The sequence below is a fragment of the Sphingobium sp. TomMM7A genome (assembly GCF_055397305.1).
The window spans coordinates 2,205,189-2,227,547 of the sequence record NZ_AP027311.1 but is presented as its reverse complement, the minus strand read 5'-3'; the positions used below and the strand labels follow the sequence as shown (position 1 = coordinate 2,227,547).

Genomic DNA, 22,359 nt, shown 5'->3' with positions numbered 1-22,359 from the left:
TTCGTATTTCCCATCTTCATCTCTCGTCATCGGACTCAAGTCGAATGCACCTTAAAGACCTCAAGAAGAAATCACCCGCCGACCTGGTCACCACGGCGGAAGAACTGGGCGTCGAAGGCGCATCGACCCTGCGCAAACAGGACTTGATGTTCGCGATCCTCAAGGCTGAGGCGGAAAATGGCGAGCAGATCATGGGTGAGGGCACGATCGAGGTGCTGGCCGATGGCTTCGGATTCCTCCGTTCGCCCGAAGCCAACTTCCTTGCCGGTCCCGACGACATCTATGTGTCGCCCAATCAGGTCCGCAAGTTCGGCCTGCGCACCGGTGATACGGTGGAAGGCGAAATCCGCGCGCCCAAGGATGGCGAGCGTTATTTCGCGCTGACGAAGCTTATCTCCGTCAACTTCGATGACCCGGATGTCGTCCGGCATCGCGTCAACTTCGACAACCTGACGCCGCTCTATCCGACCCAGAAGCTGGTGCTCGATACGCTCGACCCGACGGTCAAGGACAAGTCGGCCCGCGTCATCGACATCGTCTCGCCGCAGGGCAAGGGCCAGCGCGCCCTGATCGTCGCGCCGCCGCGCACCGGTAAGACCGTCCTGCTCCAGAACATCGCCAAGGCGATCACCGACAATCATCCCGAAGTCTTCTTAATCGTCCTGTTGATCGACGAGCGTCCGGAAGAAGTCACCGACATGCAGCGCAGCGTGAAGGGCGAGGTCGTGTCCTCAACCTTCGACGAACCCGCGCAGCGCCACGTGCAGGTCGCCGAAATGGTGCTCGAAAAGGCCAAGCGCCTCGTGGAACATAAGAAGGATGTGGTGATCCTGCTTGATTCGATCACCCGCCTCGGTCGTGCCTACAATACCGTCGTGCCCTCGTCGGGCAAGGTGCTGACGGGCGGCGTTGACGCCAATGCGCTCCAGCGTCCCAAGCGCTTCTTCGGTGCGGCGCGCAACATCGAAGAGGGCGGTTCGCTCTCCATCATCGCGACGGCCCTGATCGACACTGGCAGCCGCATGGACGAAGTCATCTTCGAAGAGTTCAAGGGCACCGGCAACTCGGAAATCGTGCTGGACCGCAAGGTCGCGGACAAGCGCATCTTCCCGGCGCTGGACGTCGGCAAGTCGGGCACCCGCAAGGAAGAGCTGCTGGTCGACAAGGCCAAGCTTTCCAAGATGTGGGTGCTGCGCCGTATCCTGATGCAGATGGGTACGGTCGACGCAATGGAGTTCCTGCTCGACAAGATGAAGGATTCCAAGACCAACGAAGATTTCTTCGACTCGATGAACCAATAAGCGGAGTTATATCAGGCCGTTATGATCGACCTTCTTACGACTGCCGCCGCTGCCGCGCAGGGTATGGGTTCGCCCGCCGATATTTGGGGGCACATCGTCAACGATTTCAGCAATATCGGTTCTCCGGCTGCCTTGTCGGCTTTTGGCCAGGTGCTGATGATCGACATCCTGCTGGCTGGCGACAATGCGATCGTCGTGGGCGCATTGGCGGCGGGCCTGCCGGTGCAGCAACGCCAGCGCGTCATCATGATCGGTATCATCGCCGCATTGGTGCTGCGTATCGGTTTTGCCCTGGTCGTGACGCAGCTGATGCAGATTGTCGGCCTGATCCTGGCCGGTGGCCTGCTGCTGCTGTGGGTAAGCTGGAAGATGTGGCGCGAACTGCACCCGAAGCGGGGTGCCGACACGCCGGACGATCCCAGCGACGATGACATATCGGGGCTGCGTCCCGCCAAGAGCTTCGCAGCCGCCGCTTGGGCTGTCGCCGTTGCCGACGTGTCGATGAGCCTGGACAATGTGCTGGCCGTCGCGGGCGCGGCGCGTGATCACCCTGGCATCCTGATCATCGGGCTTATCCTGTCGGTTGCCCTGATGGGTATCGCGGCGAACATCATCGCTAAATATATCGAGCGTTTCCGGTGGATCGCTTATCTGGGTCTGGCCGTCATCATCTATGTCGCCGTCAAGATGATCTATGAGGGTATTATCGACCATCAGGTCGGCATTCTGACCCTCTTTGTGTGATTGAGGCGAGCAGGGGCGGGCTTGAGCCCGTCACCTGCTCAACCCGTTTCAGACTTCTTCAGCGCGCCTATGGCACCAGGATGGTGCTACCGATGGTCTGTCGCCCTTCCAGCGCCCGATGTGCTTCCGCAGCCTCCGAAAGGGCGAAACGCTGGCCGATATGGGCGCGAACGACGCCCCTCAGCATGCGATCGAACAGGCGGTCACTGACATGCTTCAGTTCCTCCTGCTTCACGATATAGTCGAACAGGGTGGGGCGGGTCACATAGAGTGATCCGGCGCGACTGAGTTCCAGCAGGCTGACCGGCGGTACCGGGCCAGACGCATTGCCATAGCTCACCATCATGCCGCGCCGTTTGAGAGAGCCAAGCGACGCGCTCCAGCTATCCTTCCCCACGCCATCATAGACAACGTCTACACCCTGTCCGTCCGTAAGGGCGCGCACCCGGTCGGCAAGGTCCGGCAACGGGCAATGCAGGCTGTGGTCGGCTTGCACGGTTGCGGCCTTTTCTGCTGAACCGCTATGGGCGATGACCACGACGCCCTTGTCCCGAAGCCAAGGCACCAGCACGGAACCTACGCCACCCGCGGCTGCGTGGACGAGAGCGACCTGACCCCGCCGCAGCGGCAATATATCCTCCGCAAGGAAGCAGGCGGTCATGCCCTTCAGCATCATCGCGGCGGCTTCCTCCGTGCCGATTTCGTCTGGAATCCTTATGACGCGGTCGGCGGCGACCGTGCGATGGGTGGCATAGGCGCCCATACCGCCCGCCGAGCCAACCTTGTCGCCGATCGCCAGCCCGCTGACACCCGGCCCCAAGGCCGCGACATAGCCCGCGCCTTCAACGCCGAGGGTGAGGGGGAGCGATGCTTCGTAGAGGCCCGACCGATGATAGGTGTCGATGAAGTTCAAGCCGATTGCATCTTGAGCGATCAGCACCTCACCCTCGGCCGGAGGAGCGGGATCGAAATACTCCCGCTCGATCACCTCCGGACCACCGGTCGTGCGGACAATCATGCGCCAGGCTTGTGTCATGGGTGGCGCTTCGGTCAGAGATGCGTGGCGAAGAAGTCGGTCGTGCGCTGATCGGCCAGTTGCGCGGCATCCTCGACCCGGCGCGCGCCCATTTCAGCGGCGAAGCCATGGTCCAGCCCCTCATAATCGTGAAGGGTCACGTGGCGATTGTCCTTCAGGCCGTCATGCATAGTCTTCTGGACTGCCGGTGGCACGAAGCCGTCAGCGGTGGGGATGTGCAGCAGGACGGGTTTGCCGATCGCATGCTGCTCGCCCAGAAGATTGTCGATGCCCACGCCATAATAGCCGACAAAGGCGTCGCCATCCGTCCGGCAGGCCGCCATGAAAGTCAGCCGCCCGCCAAGGCAATAGCCGACCACGCCGACCTTGCCTGTGCCACTCAGTTCGGCTCGAGCGAATTTGATCGCTGATTCAATGTCATAGATGGCGAGGTCCTGATTCAGCTTTTGCATGTGGCCGATTGCCGCCTGAAATTGTTCTGGAACGTCCGCATCCAGTTCGACATGCGCGGTGTCACGCCAAAACAGGTCGGGAGAAACCGCCAGATATCCTTGGCTGGCCCAATTGTCGCATTTGCGGCGAATGCCTTCGTTCACGCCGAAGATTTCCTGAATGACGATAATCGCCCCGCGCGGGGTTCCGTCGGGTCGAGCGACATAGGTGTCGAATTGCGCATCGCCCTCAAGGGTCGAAATCGGCGTAAATGATCCCATGGCGGATGTCCTTTCGTTCGCTGCACTGTGTTTGAGGATAAGCGGCTTTTGCAGAACCGCCAACGCTGCTGTGCCCAAATTATTTGCGTTCAGGGGCCATGTTGCGGCATGACGACGGTCGCTGGCAATTGAAGGTGCGCAGGATGAAAGTAACGGTCGACGTAGATTGCACCCCAACCGAGGTGCGGGCCTTTCTGGGCCTGCCTGATGTCACGCCCATTCACGACAAATATGTGAAAACGATGCTGGACAGCTTTGATGGCATCGCCAGCGCCGAACAGATGGAAACGATGTTCAAAAGCTTCTCTCCCTTGGGGGATGCGGGGATGCGCCTGTTCCGGCAGATGATGGACATCGGCCTTTCTGGCGTTGCTGGGAAGAATGGCGACAAGTCCTGATCCGTTAATGGCAGATACGATTTTCGCCCTGTCGAGTGGTTCGCCACCGGCAGGGATTGGGGTCATTCGGATAAGTGGCCCTGCCGCTGCTGCCGCCTTGCAGGGGCTTGCGGGGCATCTTCCAGAACCTCGGCGGGCGCAGCTGGCTTTGCTGAAAGACCCGCGCAACGACGCTCCTCTCGATCGTGCGCTCATTCTCTGGTTTCCTCGCCCCGGCACTGCGACCGGGGAAGACCTGGCGGAGTTGCATTGTCATGGCGGGCGTGCCGTGGTCGCGGGGCTGGAGGATGCGCTCAGGTCCTTTGAAGGTGTGCGGCAGGCCCAGCCGGGAGAGTTTACTCGCCGGGCTTTCATGAATGGGCGCATGGATCTCAACGAGGTCGAGGGGCTGGCCGATCTTCTCGCCGCCGAAACCCAGCAGCAACGGCGCGCGGCTCTGCTCATGTCCGAGGGGCATTTTTCTCGTCGGCTGGAGCAGTGGCAGGGCTGCTTGCTCGATCTTTCGGCCATGGCCGAGGCGGCGCTCGATTTTTCCGATGAGGATGATGTGCCTGAACATGGGGCCGAGGAACGTATCGGCTCGGGCATTGCTATGCTCGTCGAGGAGGTGCGGTCTGCACTGAGTGCGCCTTCGGCCGAGCGTTTGCGGGATGGTATCCGGGTGGTGCTGGCCGGGCCGCCCAATGCGGGGAAGTCGACGCTTTTGAATGCGCTGGTGGGGCGGGAGGCGGCGATCGTGTCCGATGTCGCAGGTACGACGCGCGACCGCATAGAAGTGCCCGCAGCGCTCGGCGGCACGGCTTTTCTGTTTACCGATACCGCCGGTCTGAGAGACGGGGCATCGGACGTTATTGAGGCGATCGGCATGGACCGGGCTCGCGCGGCGCTGGACAGTGCCGACATCATTTTGTGGCTTGGCGATCCGGATGAAGCACCGCGCGCCGACGCAATGATTGTTGCTGCCCAATGTGACCGGTACGCGGTGACCAGAGGGCTACCCATATCGGCGGTCACGGGCGAGGGAATGGAAGCTCTCGTCGCATTGCTTCTGGAGCGAGCGGCGGCGTTGCTGCCCGGAGAGAGTCAATATGCCCTGCATGAAAGGCAGCGGGAGGGTGTTGCGCTGCTCGTCGGTCATTTGGAAAACGCCTTGCCGCAGTCAGACCTTCTCATTGTCGCGGAAGAGCTTCGGCATGCGCGTGCGGCGATCGATGCGCTGACGGGGCGGGCAAGCACCGAGCATATGCTCGACCGGCTCTTTGCAGGATTTTGCATCGGCAAATGACCGCTGTTCCACGTGGAACAGTTTTGACCGCGAGGCCCCAATTCTGATAAGGGCGCGGCATGCAGACAGCTTTTGACGTGATAGTGGTGGGCGGCGGCCATGCCGGGTGTGAGGCTGCGGCTGCGGCTGCTCGCAATGGTGCGCGGGTCGCGCTTCTCACCTTCGAAAAAGCAACGGTGGGGGCGATGTCGTGCAACCCGGCGATCGGGGGTTTAGGCAAAGGTCATTTGGTGCGCGAGGTTGATGCGCTGGATGGCTTGATAGCGCGTGCCGCCGATGCCGCCGCGATACATTATCGGATGTTGAACAGCAGCAAAGGCGCCGCCGTTCAGGGGCCGCGCGTGCAGGCCGATCGATCACATTACCGGGCCGCCATTCACCGCATGATCGACGCGCAGCGGGGGATCGAAATCATCGAGGGTGAGGCTGCGGCGCTGCTGCTGAAGAATGGCGAGGTCGAAGGGCTGGAGTTGGCAGACGGGCGTCGTTTGTCGGCTCCCGCGATCGTGTTGGCCACGGGCACATTTCTGGGCGGCAAATTATTCCGGGGCGAGGAGACGCTGACGGGCGGTCGAACCGGGGAGCGCGCGGCAACTGTATTGGGAGTTCAGCTTCGTGGGCTGGGCCTGCCCATCGCACGGCTGAAGACGGGGACCCCGCCGAGGCTGGATGGGCGATCGATAAATTGGGGGGTGCTGGAGGAGCAGCCGTCTGACGGTGGCGATTGGACCATGTCCGCCATCTCCGCAGGGCGGCAGCTTCCTCAGTTGAGCTGCGCGATCACGCGTACCAATGAGGGGACCCACGCGATCATCCGTGAGGGGCTGGGGCGCTCGCCATTGTTCAGCGGGGCGATCGAGGGGCGCGGTCCTCGATACTGCCCTTCGATCGAGGACAAGGTGATCCGCTTCGGTGATCGTGACGGACATCAGATCTTTCTGGAGCCGGAAGGGCTGGGAAGCCATTTGGTTTATCCCAATGGGATCAGTACCTCCCTGCCTGCCGATGTGCAGGAGCAGATGGTCAGGTCGATGGTGGGGCTGGAGTGTGCCGAGATTGTGGTGCCGGGCTATGCGGTCGAATATGATTATATCGATCCGCGCGCATTGGACCACAGTCTGGAGATGCGAGACGTGCCCGGCCTCTTCTGCGCGGGACAGATAAATGGCACCACGGGATATGAGGAAGCGGCGGCGCAAGGGCTGGTTGCCGGTGTGAATGCGGCGGCGCGTGCCAAGGGTGATGCGCCGATGATCCTCGATCGGGCGAGCAGTTATATCGGCGTCATGGTCGATGACCTGGTGCTGCAAGGCGTGACTGAGCCGTACCGCATGCTGACTGCGCGGGCGGAGTATCGATTGCGGCTTCGAGCGGACAATGCCGTGAGTAGGCTGGCAGACGTTGGTCGGGTGCATGGCATATTGGGCGAGGATCGGCTCGCTCATTATGATCGGCGGGCTTCGCAGCGCGCCAGTGTGGATGAGGCGCTGGGGCAGCAGCTGAGCGCCACTCAGCTTGCCCGCGCGGGTGCGAATGTCCGGCAGGATGGCTCGCGAAGAACGTTGTTTGAATGGGCGCGGTTTCCGGAAGTCCAGCGGGAATTGCTGTTCGCTTTGGCGCCGTCGCTCACATCAGTGGACGAGAGTGTGCGAGACGAAATCCTGGAGGACGCCCATTACGCTCCATATCTCGAACGCCAAGCGGCAGAGATTGCTGCCTTGCGTCGCGACGAGCGGGTGTCGATCCCGGCCGACTTTGACTTCGGGGCAATCGGTGGACTGTCGAGCGAGATGATCGAGAGGCTTGATAAGGCTCGCCCCGATACGCTGGCGGCTGCGGGCCGCATTCGGGGCATTACCCCAGCGGCTTTGGCGGCGTTGCTGGTACATGTTCGGCGTCGAGCCGCATGACGGAGGATGAAGCGAAGGCATGGCTGGAGCAGCATTTCCCCGTTTCACGTGAAACATGGGAGAAGCTGGACGGCTATGTGCAAATCTTGCTGTCCGAGATGGATCAGCAGAATTTGATTGCAGAGTCCACGCGTGATCATGTCTGGGCGAGGCATATTGCGGATTCGGCTCAGCTTCTCACATTGGCCGATAGCGCGGGTGAGGGTCTTTGGATCGACCTCGGATCGGGAGCGGGTTTGCCCGCAATCGTGATCGCCATCTTGAGCGACCGGCCCGTGCTGATGATAGAATCGCGGCGTAAGAGAATAGATTTCCTGAATGAGGTGATCGACAGTGTCGGCATCAAGAATGCCCAAGTTTACGGCGGACGAGTGGAAGGTGCTTCCTCAAAGGCGGCGGCGGTAATCAGTGCGCGCGCTTACGCTCCGTTGGAGCGCCTTTTCCCCTCGGCGCTCCATTTGTCCGATAATCGAACCCTTTGGGTGTTGCCAAAGGGGCGTAATGCGCAGAATGAACTGGAGGCGGCGCGATCCTCGTGGCAAGGTGTGTTTCACGTGGAACGCAGCATCACCGACCCGGAAAGCGCAATCATCATAGCGCAGTCGGTAGCGCCAAGGGGCAAGAAAGGTCGCAAATGATCCGTATCGCCATTGCGAATCAAAAGGGTGGGGTGGGGAAGACCACAACGGCGATCAACTTGGCAACCGGGCTTGCCGCTACTGGCCTGAGAGTGTTGTTGATCGACCTCGATCCCCAGGGAAATGCTTCGACAGGATTGGGGGTCCATCAATCCGATCGCACCTGGTCAAGCTACGACTTGCTCGTCGGGAATTGCGCCATTGAAGATGCGATCCTGCCGACCCGTGTGCCGAAACTCGATATCATCGCGGCTACGCAGGATTTGTCGGGGGCCGAGATCGAATTGATCGAATATGAGGAACGGACCCACCGACTGGAGCGGGTGCTCAGCGAAGCGCAGGCCGGTAGGTGGGATATCTGCCTCATCGATTGTCCGCCTTCGCTCGGCCTCCTGACCATCAATGCGATGGTGGCTGCCCAATCCCTGCTCGTTCCGCTTCAGTGTGAATTCTTCGCGCTGGAAGGCCTTTCTCAGCTATTGCAGACGGTGGAGCGCATTCGCGGCCGTTTCAATCCGGGGCTTTCGATCATGGGTGTGGCGCTGACCATGTATGATCGGCGTAATCGCCTCACAGATCAGGTCGCGGACGATGTGCGGGCCTGTCTGGGCGACTTGGTGTTCTCGACGGTTATTCCGCGGAACGTTCGGCTTTCAGAAGCGCCAAGCCATGGCGTTCCGGCGCTCATCTACGACTTCCGCTGTTCTGGTTCGGAGGCCTATATGCGCCTCGCCCGTGAACTGATTTCGCGTCTGCCCCCACAGGAGGTTGCGGCTTGAGCAACGAGAATGATGAAAAGCTGAAGGTTATCAAGCGTCCCCATGGACTGGGACGGGGCCTTTCAGCGCTGCTGGGCGACGTAACGAGAGAAGAGCCGGTCGCACCACAGGCCGTTTCCGCTTCGACCAAGGCTATTCAGAGCATCGAAGTCGCTTTGATCCAGCCGCATCCGGAGCAGCCTCGCCGTCATTTTGACGAAGGTGCCTTGGCCGAGCTGGCGGACAGCATCGGGAAGCGTGGCGTTATCCAGCCGATCATCGTGCGCCCCCATGGCGGCGGATTTCAGATCGTTGCGGGGGAACGACGTTGGCGGGCGGCGCAGCGTGCGCAATTGCACCGCATCCCGGCTATCGTCCGCGATTTTGACGAAGCCGAGACGCTGGAAATCGCGCTGGTCGAGAATATCCAGCGCGAAGACCTGAACCCGATCGAAGAGGCGGAAGCCTATCGCAAGCTGATCGCGGACTTTAATCACAGCCAGGAAGCGCTGGGACGGATCGTTGGCAAATCGCGCAGCCATATCGCCAATCTTATCCGGCTGCTCGATCTTCCTGCCTCTGTGCAGCAACAAGTCGTTGAGCAGAAACTGTCCATGGGGCACGCCCGGGCGCTGATCGGTGCGCCGGATTGTGAGACGCTCGCGAAGACAGTGGAGGCCAAGGGCCTGTCGGTGCGCGATACCGAGGACTTGGTGCGCCGCTCGAAAAAGGGGGAAGGGGCGGCGTCGCGAGGCCGGGCCTCGTCGGGACTGGTCAGCAAGGATCCCGATATCGCGGCGCTCGAACAGCATCTTGCCGATATTCTTGGCGTCAAAGTGGACATTGGACATGGGGAGGGCGCGGGCGGCACGCTGTCGTTGCGTTATTCGACGCTCGACCAGCTCGACATGCTGTGCCAGCGCCTGTCCGGCGAGCGTATCTGAACAGGCAAGCGTGGCATGATCAGCCGCGCACCACTGGCATCTGACTAGACTCTTCCCGGAGCATGACCCGATCAAAACTGCATGGGTTAATTGCGGCGCTGTCTGAGTCAGCGGGTGACGCCGCCCTGCCTCGAAAATGCTCGGTTTAACTCTCGTTTTCCGCATTTTCCGGGCCAGCGGGTGATACCACCTGCCTGGAAAATGCTTTAGATTGCCGCGATGGCTGACATACAATCTGCAAATGCTTCCGCGCCCATTGTCGTTCGACGTCAGGACTATAGGCCGCCCGACTGGCTCGTCCCCGAGATTGAGCTGGACTTCCTTTTGGACCCTGCGCGCACGACGGTAAGGGCAAGGCTGAGCGTCAGCCGCAATGGTGCACATGATCACGCGCTGAGGCTGGACGGAGATGAACTGACGCCCGTCGAAGTAAAGGTGGACGGCCGCACCCTAGGCTCGGGCGAGTGGAAGATGGATGGCGGCGCCTTGGTCATCCCGCTTTCGGGCGGGGGTCATCAGGTGGAAACGCTGGTGGAGCTTGCTCCTGAGCATAACAGCAAGCTAATGGGCCTTTATGCCAGCGGCGGGCTGCTTTGCACCCAATGTGAGGCGGAGGGATTTCGTCGGATCACCTTCTTCCCGGATCGACCGGACATCCTCTCCCGCTATTCCGTTCGAATGGAGGCGGACAAGGCGCGCTATCCGATCCTGCTTTCCAACGGTGATCCGGTCGGGCGGGGCGAACTTTCCAGCGGGCGGCATTGGGCACGATGGACCGATCCATATCCCAAGCCCTGCTATCTCTTCGCGCTCGTGGCGGGCGACCTTGCCTGCAACAGCGACAGCTTCGTGACGATGAGCGGGCGCGAGGTGAAGCTGGGCATCTGGGTCAAGGAAGCAGATTTGCCGCGCACGGGCCACGCCATGCAGGCATTGAAGAACAGCATGGCGTGGGACGAGCGCGTCTATGGTCGGGAACATGACCTGGACGTCTTCAACATCGTCGCCGTGGCGGACTTCAACTTCGGCGCGATGGAGAATAAGGGCCTTAACATATTCAATTCGCGCTACATTCTGGCCGATCCCGAGACCGCGACGGATGCTGATTATGACGGCGTCGAAGGGGTGGTGGCGCATGAATATTTCCACAACTGGTCAGGAAATCGCGTCACTTGCCGGGACTGGTTCCAGTTGTCGTTGAAGGAAGGGTTCACCGTCTTTCGCGATCAGAACTTTTCGGCGGATATGGGGAGCGAGGCGGTCAAACGCATCGAGGACGTGCGGGTGCTGCGCGCCGCTCAGTTTCAGGAAGATGCAGGCCCGCTTGCCCATCCGGTGAGGCCGGAATCCTACATGGAAATCAGCAACTTCTATACGGCGACCATTTATAACAAGGGCGCTGAACTGATCAGGATGATCGCGCTGATGCTGGGGCCAGATCGCTTCCGCACCGCGACCGACCTTTATTTCGAGCGGCACGATGGCGAGGCGGCGACTTGCGAGGATTTCGTCCGGGCCATGGAAGAGGGGGGTGGGGTGGACCTTACCCAGTTCCGCCGCTGGTATGAGCAGGCCGGAACGCCGCATGTCCGGGCGAGCCTGACGCATGATCCCGTTACCCAAACCGCTGAGCTGCTGTTGGAGCAGAACACGCCGTCGACGCCGGGCCAGCCGGAAAAGCTTCCGTTTGCCTTCCCGCTTCGGACAGCCTTGTTCGATCGCGGTAGTGGCGGAAGCGCGGGGGAGACACTGTTGATGCTGACGGAGAAGCAGCAGCGCTTCACCTTCAAGAACTGTGTTGCTGCGCCGATACTATCCATCAATCGTGGTTTCTCGGCGCCGGTGATCGTCGAAACAGACAGGAGCCAGGCCGACCTCGCTTTCCTGTCCGCGCATGATGACGATCCCTTCGCCCGCTATGAAGCGATGCAGCAGTTGATGGTCAATGCCTTGGTTGGCCATGTGGCCGGGCAGGCGTTGGACGCGGCGGCAATCATCACGGCGATCCGGGATACCGTCACCGACCCGCATCTTGATGGGGCGTTCATCGCGGAAGCCATTCGACTGCCGAGCGAGGCCTATCTGGGCGATCAGATGGCGCAGGTCGATCCGGATGCCATCCATGAGGCACGCGATGCGTTGCAGCGCCGGATCGGCCGCGAGTTGGAGCCCCTCTGGCGCGACGTGCACGCGCGAAACAGGGCGAACGGCTTTTCGCTGTCCTCGGCGGCGAAGGGCGCGCGCAAGCTGCGCAACGGCGCCCTGGTTTATCTGGTCGCTTCAGGCGCGGCGGATGGGGCGGCGCTGGCCTTCTCCCAATTTGACGAAGCCGATAACATGACGGAGCGGCAATCGGCTCTCGCGACCCTTGCCAACGGTCGCAGCGACGCGCGGGAGGCGGCGCTCGACATCTTCTATAACCGCTACAGGGATGATCCACTGACGCTGGACAAGTGGCTCCAGACGCAGGCTTTTGCTTCCCACCCCGATACCGTCGATATGGTGGAGGAATTGGGGCAGCATCCCGATTTCACCCTGGCCAATCCCAACCGGGTCCGTTCGCTTTTTGGCGCGTTCGCCGGTAACCAGTGGGCGTTCCATCACCGATCGGGCAAGGGCTATCGGCTTGTTGCCGACTGCATCATCGCGCTCGACAAGCTCAATCCGCAGACCGCCGCGCGGTTGGTGCCGCCGCTGGGGCGGTGGCGGCGCTTCGATGAGGGCAGGGCCGCCCTGATGCGCGGCGAGTTACAGAGAATATTGGGTCAACCGGGCCTGTCGAAGGACGTCACCGAGCAGGTGAGCAAGAGCCTCGACTAAGGCGGAATGCGCCATGCCGATACAGGTTCGGCATGGCCTATCGTCGCTTAGCGCCCGCTGGCCGCAAGCCATGCCGCGACGTCGGTAGCCACTTTGTTCGCGGCGCTGTTGAGTGGAGCGCCGATGGTCGTCGCATCGATCTTGCCGCCTATGGGAGCGCTCGCCGTGAACCGCTGGCGCGCGATCGCGGTGCCGCCCGGTCCCGCGAGGATGGCGTCATAGGTGACCACCGCGCTGTTGCTTGCTTCATCCAGGCCGAAATCGACCAAGTCACCCATCAGGCGCTGGCCCGCATCTGCCGAATATTGACCGGGATCTAGCACGATACGGTTGCTGCTGGCGGCGATGGTTTCGGACAGCAGCTTCTGGAACAGGTGACGCGGCGTGTCGGCCCACTGCACCTTGGTGACATAGGCGATCGATGTGGGCGACGTGCGCACCGGAACGCGTACGGTGTCGAGGAGCTTGGGCGCCTCCGGATCGGCAACCGTGATGGTTGTCCCCGCGGTCGCGCTGCGGAGCGTGCCAGGAGTGACCTTCTGCGCCGCGTCGAGTGACAGCAGCCGTTCGGGCGGCTTCCCGCCGAAGGAAACGCAGCCTGACAGCGTCGCGGCGAGCGCCAGCATGATGGGAAGGGCGGCAGGTTTCTTGTGGAACGTCATCGCGGTCCCTCTCATCGCTTGTAATCGGGCAGTTTGGGCGATCCAACGATCGACCCCGCACCTTGTTGATCCAGTTTTTCGGCAACGCCGCGGAACGATCGGGACATTTCACGCAGGTCGCGCACCAGTTGATTGACTTCCGGCATGGTCTGGTTGCTGAACGCGCGCACGCCCGGCTGCGCTTCGGCGATCGTCTTGTCGAGCGTTTCGATGCTGCGGGTGGCGGACTGCACGCTCTTGCGCAAATCGGCCATCAGCGGCTTGCCTTCGTCGGTCAGCATTGAGTCGGTGGTGGCGGCGAGCTTGCCGATCTGTTCCGCCGCTATGCCCGTGCGCTGGACCGCGATACGCGCTTCGGCAAGGGTGGCTGCAATTTCCGGGCTGCGATCGGCGAGGGCGCCCGACACGCGCTCAACATTGGCGAGGATGCCCGCGATCGATTGCTGGTTCTTGTCGTTCAGCAGTTCGGTCAGGCGCTCTGTCAGGGTCGAGAGCCGCTCCAGCAGTTGCGGCGCGTTGTTCAACAGTTCGCCAAGCGCCCCTGGCTTGGTCGGAATGACCGGGATGCCGTCAGGACAAGCGGACAGGGGATTTTCCTCGGGGCAGCCGATGGGCGGCGCGCCCTTTACCGCGCCGTCCAGCACGATCTCGCTCACACCGGTGAACCCGACGCCCGCGATGGTGGCGGTGGTGCCCTGAAGAACCGGCGTGCCTTCCTTCACCGAAATGCGCACCTTTACGAAGCTGGGGTCGCGTTTCCACAGCTCGATCTTTTCGACCTGGCCGGACGGCACGCCGGAATAATTGACGCTCGATCCCTTGGCGAGGCCATTCACCGACTGTTTGAAGAAGATGTCATATTCCATGTTGTCGCCTTCGGAGAGGCGAGAGAACCAGAAGGCGGCGACCATGATCGCCGCCAGCAGCAGCAATGTGACCGTGCCCACCAGCACATGGTTGGAGCGGGTTTCCATTATATTATCGCCTTCCGTCCGATGGCTGTGCCGCCGTCTTTTCCCTTTCGCGGGTCACGGCCGCCGTTGCGGCGCGGCCGCGAGGACCGTTGAAATATTCCTGAATCCAAGGGTGATCGGTCGCCAATAGCTCATCAATGGTGCCGACCGCGATGACCTTTCTATCTGCCAGCACCGCTACGCGGTCGCAGATGGAGTAAAGCGTGTCGAGGTCATGAGTAATGAGGAAGACGGTGAGGCCAAGCGTCTGTTGAAGCTTGCGCGTCTGATCATCGAAAGCTGCTGCGCCGATCGGATCGAGCCCGGCAGTCGGTTCGTCAAGAAACAGCAGGTCGGGGTCGAGCGCCAGCGCGCGGGCTAGGCCCGCCCGCTTCTTCATGCCGCCTGAAAGCTCGGCGGGATATTTAGGACCAGCTTCGGCGGGGAGACCCGTCAGCCGGATCTTGTAGGCGGCGATCTCGTCGCGCAGTTGCGGCCCGATATTGGGATAATATTCGCGGATCGGCACCTCGACATTTTCAGCCACCGTAAGGGTGGAGAAGAGCGCGCCGCCTTGGAACAACACGCCCCAGCGCTTGCGGATGGCCAGCGCCTCGTCATCCAGGCGGCCGATCATCGATTCGCCAAATACGTGGATTTCGCCTTCGTCAGGTGTCTGGAGGCCGATGATCGAGCGCATCAATACCGACTTGCCGGTGCCCGAGCCGCCGACGACGCCCAATATCTCGCCCTTGCGCACGTCGAGGTCGAGATTTTCATGCACGACCTGATCGCCGAAGCTGTTCTTAAGGCCCCTGACGGAGATGGCGATCTCGCTTTTTGCGACGGCATTGTCGACGCGCGCCTCTTCGGCGGCCGCTTCTTCTTCCTCGGCCATCAGTTCCACCCTAGCCAAGTGAAGAAGACAGCGAAAAACGCATCGATCACAATCACCAAAAAGATCGCCTGGACAACGGCAGCCGTGGTTCGCAGCCCGACTTCCTCAGCGTTGCCCTTCACCTGCATCCCCTGGAAGCAGCCGGAAAGCGCGATGATAATACCGAAGACGGGGGCCTTGAGCAGGCCAACCCAAAGGTCTGTGATCGGCACCACCTCTCGCAACCGCTGGATGAAGGTGATCGGCGGGATGTCCAGCGAGACGGCGCACAGGAACCCGCCGCCGATTACCGCGACGATGGAGGAATAGAAGCCGAGCAGCGGCATCATGATGACAACCGCCAGCGTCCGGGGGAGCACCAGCGCCTCGATGGGCGACACGCCGATGGTGCGCATCGCGTCCACTTCCTCGGTCAGCTTCATCGTGCCGAGCTGCGCGGCGAAGGCTGAGCCGGATCGGCCCGCGACCATGATCGCCGTCATCAGTACACCGAGTTCGCGGAAGGTCAGGCGGCCGACGAGGTTGATCGTCAGCATCTCCATGCCGAACTGGCGCAACTGCACCGATCCCTGCTGGGCGATGACGATCCCGATCAGGAAGCTCATGAGGCCGATGATGCCGAGCGCGGAGACGCCGACGACCTCGAACCTCTGCACCACGGCGTTGACGCGGAACTTGCTGGGGTGCCGGATGACGTTCCAACTCGCCACCAAGGTCGCGCCGAAAAAGCCGAGGAGGCCAAGAAGCGTGGTGAAGGAGTTGACCACCGCTTCGCCGATCTGACCGACCACGCGCTGCAACGGGGGAACATAGTCGGGCCTGATGTTGACCGGCTCGTCCAGCTTGCCCACGGCCTCGATCAGGCGCCGGGCGTCTTCGTTGCCGCCGGTAAGCTCGCAACTCAGTCTTTTCGCAGTACGGTGGACCGTCCAGGCGCCGATCGTGTCCATATGGTCGATGCCGGACAGGTCGATGGCAGCGACCGGCCCCGCCACCGCGTCGAGGCGGGAGGGCAGATCGCCCAGGCAGGCAATGGAAAAATGCCCGAGAAGCCGAATGACAGCACCGCCATCGCGCGTTTCTTCGGTAAGATCGGCGGCTTTGTTCATCAAGGCGGTTTAGTGGTCCATTATCGGTTGCACGGCAAGCCGAAACGGCCCATCCGCACGGTAGAACGATAGCAAGGCGCAAAAGTTTCGGAAACGGCATGACGCACCGTCTGGCAATATACGATATGGACCGCACAGTGACCTTTTCGGGCACCTATACGGGCTTCCTGATACATGTTTCCAAAGGCCTGGCCCCATGGCGGCTGGTGCTGCTGCCCTGCGTCACCCTGTTGATGCTCGCCTATGTGATGAGGCTCATCAGTCGGCAGCGACTGAAGGAGCTGAATCAGGCGCTGATGATCGGTTTCAATGTCGAGCGCGCCAAGTTGATGCCGCATGTTGAAAGCTATGCCGCGAAGGTTGTTGCGACCAATGTCCGCATGGGCGCCCTCGACCAGATCGCACGCGACAAGGCCGATGGATATCGGCTGGTGCTCGCCACCGCATCCTACCGCCTGTATGTGGAGCCGATCGCCCGCAGGCTGGGGTTCGACGCGGTGATCGCGACCGACCATTTGAGCCAGGACCTGCGTTATGTGCGCGCGAAAATTGCGGGCGAGAATTGCTACGACACCGGCAAATTGCGGATGATCAAGGCGTGGATGGCGGCGGAAGCGATCGACCGTGATCATGCGCAAATCCGGGCCTATTCCGACCATGTGTCCGACGCGCCGATGCTGGAATTCGCCGATATGCCTTTCGCTTCCAATCCGCATAAGCCGCTCGCCAGACTGGCTGCGAAGCGTGGGTGGACGCGGGTGGACTGGGCTTAGGTGCAGGGTCAGTGAAAACCGACCCGGTTGGGTAGAGCTTTTCCGGCAAAGAAGGCTTCCAGATTCGCCAACACCATCGCGGCCATGCGCGCGACCGCTTGCTGCGTGGCGCCGCCGATATGTGGCGTCAAGACGCAGTTGGGCACATCCTTCCAGAGGTCGGCGGGGGTAGGTTCCTGCTGGAACACATCTAGCGCTGCCCCGCCCAGCCTTCCCTGACGCAAAGCCCGCCTCAAGGCCTCTTCGTCTACCAGTTGCCCGCGCGCGACGTTGACGAACAGCCCATCCGGGCCGAGTGCATCCATGACGTCGGCACTGATCATCCCGCGATTGCTGCTGTCGGCGCGGGCGGCGACCAGCAATATGTCGCTGTCCTGGGCCAGAGTCTTCAGGCTTTCGGATCGCGGCCAGGGCAAGCCGGGCTTGTCGCGCGGACCCCACCAGCCGATCTGCATCCGCATCGCTTCCGCTCGCCGGGCGACCGCTTGCCCGATATGGCCCATGCCGACGATGCCAAGCCGGGCCTGATTCATGGAACGGGTAAGCCGGTCTGATTCTGCTGTCCAAAGGCCCGCGCGCAGTTGCCGGTCGCCTTCGACGATCGCACGCCGGTGCGCGAGCATCAGGCCGATCGCGTGATCCGCGACGTCCTCGGCATTGGCATCAGCGCCATGCGTGACGGCTATGCCGCGCCTTTCCGCTTCCTCCAGATCGATGCCGTCATAACCGACGGTGAAGCAGGCGATGAGGCCGAGCTGCGGCATGGCGTCGAGCAGAGCAGCGGAAAGCGGGAATTCGCCAGCCCAGACTATGGCCTGCGCATGGGATTGTCGCTGCGCACCTTCATCCTCCCACGAAGGCCGGGCGTCATAGAAGGGTGAAAGGATTTTCAGCAACGGCGCCAGCAGTGGCTGTCCGACCAGGACGACAGGGCGACTGCCGCTCATCCCACGGCCTTCAGCGCCTGCGCGAAGTCTGCGATCAGGTCATCGGCATCCTCACAGCCGATCGAGATGCGCACCATATTGTCGGTGATCGCCAGAGCCTTCTTGCGCTCGGCGGGCACGGACAGGTGCGTCATGGCCGCCGGGTGGCTGGCGAGCGTCTCCGTGCCGCCAAGGCTGACGGCCAGCTTGGCGATCTTCAGCGCATCAAGGAAGGCAAAAGCCTCAGCCTCACCACCCCTAAGATAAAGCGAGAAGGTCGATCCCGCACCTGTGCAGTGGCGGTGGTAGATGTCCGCCTGACGTTCCGTTTCGGGGAAGCCAAGATAGACGACCTTTTCCACCTGCGGCTGGTCTTTCAGCCAGGCGCAGACCTTTGCCGCATTTTCGCCAGCTCGGCTCATGCGCAACTCCAGCGTTTCGAGACTGCGGAGCAGCATCCAGGCGCTGTGCGGGTCGAGGATCGTGCCGATCGTATTGCGCATTAGCCGGATGGGGTTGATGAGGTCTTTTGGCCCCAGAACCCCGCCCGCCACAAGGTCGCTATGGCCGCCAGCATATTTGGTCAGGCTGTAGATGACGAGGTCCGCGCCATGGGCCAGCGGGTGATGCCAGAGCGGGCCGAGGAAGGTGTTGTCGATCGCGACCGGCGGCAAATGCGCCTCTCCGGCGAAGAGATGGTCACGGCGGGCCACGACCGCCTCCACATCCACGAGCACATTGGTGGGATTGGCCGGGCTTTCCAGATAGATAAGGGCGACGCGGCCGAGCGACTTTGCCCGTTCGATAACCGCGCTGATTTCCTCCTCCGTCGAACCGGCGGGGAAATCGAGCCATTGCACCCCGAACTTGCCGAGGATGCGGCCGATCAGCGATTCGGTCGCTGCGTAAAGCGGCGCGGAGTGGACGATGACGTCGCCGGGCTGGACGAGGGCGAGCAGCGTGGTCGCGATTGCCGACATGCCGCTGGAAAAGAGCAGGGCGTCTTCCGCTTCTTCCCACACGGCCAGCCGGTCTTCGGCGATTTCCTGATTGGGGCCGTTGAAGCGGGAGTAGACCAACCCTTCCGCGCCGCCGGGCCTGATTCCGGTGACGCCTTCAAAATGCCGCTTGCCTGCGGCGGCGCTTTCGAAAGCGAAGGTGGAGGTGAGGAAGATGGGCGGCTTCAGCGATCCTTCCGACAGCATCGGGTCGTAGCCATGGCCCATCATCAGCGTCGCGGGCTTCAGCTTGCGCCCACCGATCTCCATGATCGCTGGCTTGGCGCGTCGGCGCTTGCGCGGGGGCTCGGCACCTGAAAGGTCGGCCTCTGTCTCGCCGGTCATCGCTGTTTCTCCTGCGTTTGCGGCCTTTGCCGCCTCTTTATGATGCCAGGAGTGTAACGCCTTTCGAGGGGAAAGAGATCAGCCATTCCGGCAATTATGTTATCGCCATGACATCGCGCGGGGATCGTGACAGGGGCTGCGCGCGTTCCTACATCTATCGCTATGAACCAACGCCTTCCCGAACCGCTGGAGCAATGGTTCACCGCGCGCGGATGGTCGCCGCGTCGTCATCAGATGGACATGCTGGCAGCCGCACGTGTCGGCGATCATGCGCTGCTGGTGGCGCCTACAGGGGCGGGAAAGACATTGGCGGGGTTCCTGCCTACGCTTGCCGACCTGATCGAAGAACCGGCCGAGGGTCTCCACACCCTCTATGTGTCGCCGCTGAAGGCGTTGGCGGTCGATGTGCGCCGCAATCTCCTCACCCCGATCGAGGAGATGGACCTTCCGATCCGGGTCGAGACGCGCACCGGCGACACGCCTTCGGATCGCAAGGCGCGGCAGCGGGCGCGGCCGCCGCAGATACTGCTGACCACGCCTGAATCGCTATCGCTGCTGCTCAGCTATCCCGACAGTTTCCTGATGTTCGCGCAGTTGAAGACGGTGATCATTGATGAGGTCCACGCCTTCGCCCCCCAGAAGCGCGGCGATTTGCTCAGCCTGTCGCTCGCGCGGTTGCAGAGGATCAATCCCGGACTGCGCCGCGTCGCGCTATCCGCGACCGTGGCGGATGTCGACGCCTATCGGGCCTGGCTCGCGCCCGACGGTGACATCAACAGTGTGACGCCGGTCATGGGCGAGCAGGGCGCTGATCCCGAGGTCGCGATCCTCATTCCGGAAGGGCGCATCCCTTGGTCGGGCCATTCCGGCAAATATGCCGCAAAGCAGGTCATGGCCGAAATCGAGCGGCGGCAGACGACGCTGGTCTTTTGCAATACGCGGGGGCTTGCCGAGCTGATCTTCCAGGAATTGTGGACCGCGAATGAGGCGAACCTGCCCATCGGCATCCATCATGGCAGCCTGTCGGTAGAGGCCCGGCGCAAGGTGGAAAATGCGATGGCCGATGGCAGGCTTCGCGCGCTCGTCGCGACCGCGAGCCTCGACCTGGGCGTCGATTGGGGCAATGTCGATTGCGTGATCCAGATGGGTGCGCCCAAGGGATCGTCCCGCCTGCTCCAGCGCATCGGTCGCGCCAATCACCGGCTGGACCAGCCAAGCGAAGCCATCATCATTCCCGGCAACCGTTTTGAATATCTTGAGGCGCGGGCTGCGCTTGACGCCGTGGAGGCGGGGGAGCGGGATGCCGATGACTTTCGTACCGGCAGCCTTGACGTTCTGGCCCAGCATGTGATGGCGCTCGCCTGCGCCGCGCCATTCGCGGAACAAGAGTTGCTGGAGGAAATCCGATCAGCCACCCCCTACAGTGCTCTCACCGATGAGGGCTTTGCCAACGTCCTGCACTTCATCGAAGGGGGCGGTTATGCCTTGCGCGCTTATGACCGGTTCAAGCGACTAACCCACGATGCGGACGGGATATGGCGCGTGTCGCACCCGCGCTTCATTCAGCAGCATCGTATGAATGCCGGGATCATCGTCGACCAGCCGGTGCTGGACGTCCGGTTTGCTAACGGCCGCAAGCTCGGGACGGTGGAGGAAGGCTTCGCCGCGACGCTGAGGCCCGGCGACAGTTTCTTCTTCTCCGGCCTCGCGCTGGAGGTGGTGCGGATGGATGTCACCGACCTGGTCGTGCGCGCGACGTCGAAGCAGGCGCGGGTGCCCGCCTGGGGTGGCACGCGCATGGCAATGTCCACGCGGCTCGCCGACCGGGTGCGGCACTTCCTGGCCGAGCCGGAAGAATGGCACCGCTTTCCCGACGATGTGCGGGAGTGGCTGGAGGTGCAGAAATATCGCTCGGCCCTGCCGGAGCCGGGGCAGCTGTTGATCGAAACCTTCCCGCATGAAGGGCGGCATTATCTGATCTGCTACAGTTTTGAAGGATGGAACGCGCACCAGTCGCTGGGCATGCTGCTCACTCGCCGCATGGATGCGCAGGGGCTGATGCCGCTCGGTTTCGTATCCAACGATTATGCGCTCGCCGTCTACGGGCTGAAACCCGTGACGGACCCGCAGAGCCTGTTTTCCGCCGACATTCTGGATCATGAATTTGTCGAGTGGGTCGAACAATCGAGCCTGTTGAAGCGCGCCTTCCGGGACGTTGCCGTCATAGCTGGCCTGATCGAGCGTCAGCATCCCGGCAAGCGAAAGACCGGGCGACAGGTCACTTTCTCGACCGACCTCATCTATGACGTGCTGCGTAAATATCAGCCGGATCATTTGCTGTTGAAGGCGGCCTGGGCCGACGCCCGCGCGCGCATGACGGATGTCGGGCGGCTGGGCGACCTGATCGATCGCGCTTCGGCAACGATGCTGCATATTGATTTGGACCGGGTAAGCCCGCTGGCGGTGCCGGTGCTGATCCTGATCGGCCGCGAACAAGTGGCGCAGGCGGCGGCCGAAGATGCCCTGCTGATGGAGGCCGAGGCGCTGGTGGCAGAGGCGATGCGGACGGATTAGAAGTCTTCGCGCACTCCGCCGCAGCCCTTCAAAGTTCCTTCGCCAAAAGACAGCGCGACGCGATCGGCCCAATGCGCATCGCTCATGCCGTCGTTGCATGGTCCGTCCGTCACGGTCATCGAAAATCCGTCCGCCAGATACCGCACGGCGCGGCCGTCATCCGTCCGGTTGACGGAGACATGAACGGGCGCCTTGTCCGGGCGCTCCAGCGTGGCAACCGAGCCTTTGACCGTTACCGCCCAAAAGGGTTCGGTTCCCAGAGCGCGATAGCGCGTTTCGTTGCTGAGCGGTGCGGTGTTCACTCTTTCCGGGGGAGGTTGCGGGGTTGGCGCGTCAGCGACATTTGCTGGTTCGTCATGATCCGCCTGCTGGTTCAAAATGGGCGTTTCCGCGACTGGCGTATCTTTCGCACGATGTTCACCCATGTCTTCCTTCCGGCCGCAACCCGCGAGCAGAAGAGCGCCTGCAACGAACAGCCATGCCTTCATATTTCCCTCGCCTCTTTACTGTTAATTAATATACCCTCGGATATATACCGAAGCATAAACAGCATCTTAGCAGATGATTAACCATG

The 22,359-nt window shown here is 61.9% G+C and carries 20 protein-coding genes; 11 read left to right on the top strand and 9 right to left on the bottom strand.

Going from position 1 to position 22,359, the window contains the following annotated elements; translation table 11 throughout:
• Positions 1-44 precede the first annotated feature (44 nt).
• Both rho and ACZ5ZH_RS11125 read left to right on the top strand, forming a co-directional pair.
• Positions 45-1,301, top strand: a complete 1,257-nt coding sequence (gene rho, locus ACZ5ZH_RS11130; protein WP_449474510.1) for a transcription termination factor Rho — start codon at positions 45-47, stop codon at positions 1,299-1,301.
• 21 nt (positions 1,302-1,322) lie between these two features.
• Positions 1,323-2,045 (top strand): YjbE family putative metal transport protein, encoded by a 723-nt coding sequence (locus ACZ5ZH_RS11125; RefSeq protein WP_449474509.1) that lies wholly within the window; start codon positions 1,323-1,325, stop codon positions 2,043-2,045.
• Between the two features lie 67 nt (positions 2,046-2,112).
• Here the strand turns inward: ACZ5ZH_RS11125 and ACZ5ZH_RS11120 are convergent, their stop codons facing one another.
• Entirely contained in the window at positions 2,113-3,081 is a 969-nt protein-coding gene (locus tag ACZ5ZH_RS11120; RefSeq protein ID WP_464771548.1) for a quinone oxidoreductase family protein, read from the bottom strand.
• A 14-nt stretch (positions 3,082-3,095) separates the two neighbouring features.
• Positions 3,096-3,794 (bottom strand): dienelactone hydrolase family protein, encoded by a 699-nt coding sequence (locus tag ACZ5ZH_RS11115; protein ID WP_464771547.1) that lies wholly within the window; start codon positions 3,792-3,794, stop codon positions 3,096-3,098.
• Positions 3,795-3,937: 143 nt separating this feature from the next.
• Between ACZ5ZH_RS11115 and ACZ5ZH_RS11110 the strand changes: the two genes are divergently transcribed.
• From ACZ5ZH_RS11110 to pepN, 7 genes are all read left to right on the top strand, one after another.
• On the top strand, positions 3,938-4,192 hold the full coding sequence (locus ACZ5ZH_RS11110; RefSeq protein ID WP_464772641.1) for a DUF6489 family protein: 255 nt from the start codon (positions 3,938-3,940) through the stop codon (positions 4,190-4,192).
• A gap of 7 nt (positions 4,193-4,199) precedes the next feature.
• On the top strand, positions 4,200-5,477 hold the full coding sequence (gene mnmE / locus ACZ5ZH_RS11105; protein WP_464771546.1) for a tRNA uridine-5-carboxymethylaminomethyl(34) synthesis GTPase MnmE: 1,278 nt from the start codon (positions 4,200-4,202) through the stop codon (positions 5,475-5,477).
• A 59-nt stretch (positions 5,478-5,536) separates the two neighbouring features.
• Positions 5,537-7,387 carry a tRNA uridine-5-carboxymethylaminomethyl(34) synthesis enzyme MnmG gene (gene mnmG / locus ACZ5ZH_RS11100; protein WP_464771545.1) on the top strand — a complete coding sequence of 617 codons (1,851 nt, stop codon included), beginning with the start codon at positions 5,537-5,539 and terminating at the stop codon, positions 7,385-7,387.
• Entirely contained in the window at positions 7,384-8,025 is a 642-nt protein-coding gene (gene rsmG / locus ACZ5ZH_RS11095) for a 16S rRNA (guanine(527)-N(7))-methyltransferase RsmG (RefSeq protein WP_460987040.1), read from the top strand. Before mnmG ends, rsmG begins: the two co-directional genes overlap by 4 nt.
• Positions 8,022-8,804, top strand: a complete 783-nt coding sequence (locus ACZ5ZH_RS11090) for a ParA family protein (protein ID WP_449474503.1) — start codon at positions 8,022-8,024, stop codon at positions 8,802-8,804. Before rsmG ends, ACZ5ZH_RS11090 begins: the two co-directional genes overlap by 4 nt.
• Entirely contained in the window at positions 8,801-9,727 is a 927-nt protein-coding gene (locus ACZ5ZH_RS11085; protein WP_464771544.1) for a ParB/RepB/Spo0J family partition protein, read from the top strand. Before ACZ5ZH_RS11090 ends, ACZ5ZH_RS11085 begins: the two co-directional genes overlap by 4 nt.
• A 219-nt stretch (positions 9,728-9,946) precedes the next feature.
• Positions 9,947-12,547 (top strand): aminopeptidase N, encoded by a 2,601-nt coding sequence (gene pepN / locus ACZ5ZH_RS11080; RefSeq protein WP_464771543.1) that lies wholly within the window; start codon positions 9,947-9,949, stop codon positions 12,545-12,547.
• A 47-nt stretch (positions 12,548-12,594) separates the two neighbouring features.
• Here the strand turns inward: pepN and ACZ5ZH_RS11075 are convergent, their stop codons facing one another.
• The 4 genes from ACZ5ZH_RS11075 to ACZ5ZH_RS11060 are packed head-to-tail and all read right to left on the bottom strand — an operon-like array spanning position 12,595 to position 16,169.
• Entirely contained in the window at positions 12,595-13,209 is a 615-nt protein-coding gene (locus tag ACZ5ZH_RS11075; RefSeq protein WP_464771542.1) for an ABC-type transport auxiliary lipoprotein family protein, read from the bottom strand.
• A gap of 11 nt (positions 13,210-13,220) precedes the next feature.
• Positions 13,221-14,183, bottom strand: a complete 963-nt coding sequence (locus ACZ5ZH_RS11070) for an MlaD family protein (protein ID WP_464771541.1) — start codon at positions 14,181-14,183, stop codon at positions 13,221-13,223.
• A 4-nt stretch (positions 14,184-14,187) separates the two neighbouring features.
• A complete protein-coding gene (locus ACZ5ZH_RS11065; protein WP_460987035.1) occupies positions 14,188-15,060 on the bottom strand; it encodes an ABC transporter ATP-binding protein in 873 nt (290 codons plus the stop codon).
• Positions 15,060-16,169 carry an MlaE family lipid ABC transporter permease subunit gene (locus tag ACZ5ZH_RS11060; protein WP_464772640.1) on the bottom strand — a complete coding sequence of 370 codons (1,110 nt, stop codon included), beginning with the start codon at positions 16,167-16,169 and terminating at the stop codon, positions 15,060-15,062. Before ACZ5ZH_RS11060 ends, ACZ5ZH_RS11065 begins: the two co-directional genes overlap by 1 nt.
• Positions 16,170-16,267: 98 nt before the next feature.
• Between ACZ5ZH_RS11060 and ACZ5ZH_RS11055 the strand changes: the two genes are divergently transcribed.
• Entirely contained in the window at positions 16,268-16,942 is a 675-nt protein-coding gene (locus tag ACZ5ZH_RS11055) for an HAD family hydrolase (protein WP_464771540.1), read from the top strand.
• Between the two features lie 8 nt (positions 16,943-16,950).
• Here ACZ5ZH_RS11055 and ACZ5ZH_RS11050 read toward each other — a convergent pair whose 3' ends face one another.
• Both ACZ5ZH_RS11050 and ACZ5ZH_RS11045 read right to left on the bottom strand, forming a co-directional pair.
• Positions 16,951-17,889, bottom strand: coding sequence for a 2-hydroxyacid dehydrogenase (locus tag ACZ5ZH_RS11050; RefSeq protein ID WP_464771539.1), 939 nt, complete (start codon positions 17,887-17,889; stop codon positions 16,951-16,953).
• Complete coding sequence (locus tag ACZ5ZH_RS11045) at positions 17,886-19,211, bottom strand: cystathionine gamma-synthase family protein (RefSeq protein WP_464771538.1); 1,326 nt, start codon at positions 19,209-19,211, stop codon at positions 17,886-17,888. The genes ACZ5ZH_RS11050 and ACZ5ZH_RS11045 overlap by 4 nt, the downstream gene beginning before the upstream one ends.
• 162 nt (positions 19,212-19,373) lie before the next feature.
• Here ACZ5ZH_RS11045 and ACZ5ZH_RS11040 point away from each other — a divergent pair, with 162 nt between their 5' ends.
• The gene (locus ACZ5ZH_RS11040) at positions 19,374-21,785 is read left to right on the top strand and encodes a ligase-associated DNA damage response DEXH box helicase (protein ID WP_464771537.1); all 2,412 of its coding nucleotides are present in this window, start codon (positions 19,374-19,376) and stop codon (positions 21,783-21,785) included.
• Here the strand turns inward: ACZ5ZH_RS11040 and ACZ5ZH_RS11035 are convergent.
• Positions 21,782-22,273, bottom strand: a complete 492-nt coding sequence (locus ACZ5ZH_RS11035) for a membrane-like protein (RefSeq protein ID WP_449474493.1) — start codon at positions 22,271-22,273, stop codon at positions 21,782-21,784. The two genes, ACZ5ZH_RS11040 and ACZ5ZH_RS11035, sit on opposite strands and share 4 nt — an antisense overlap.
• Between the last annotated feature and the right edge of the window lie 86 nt (positions 22,274-22,359).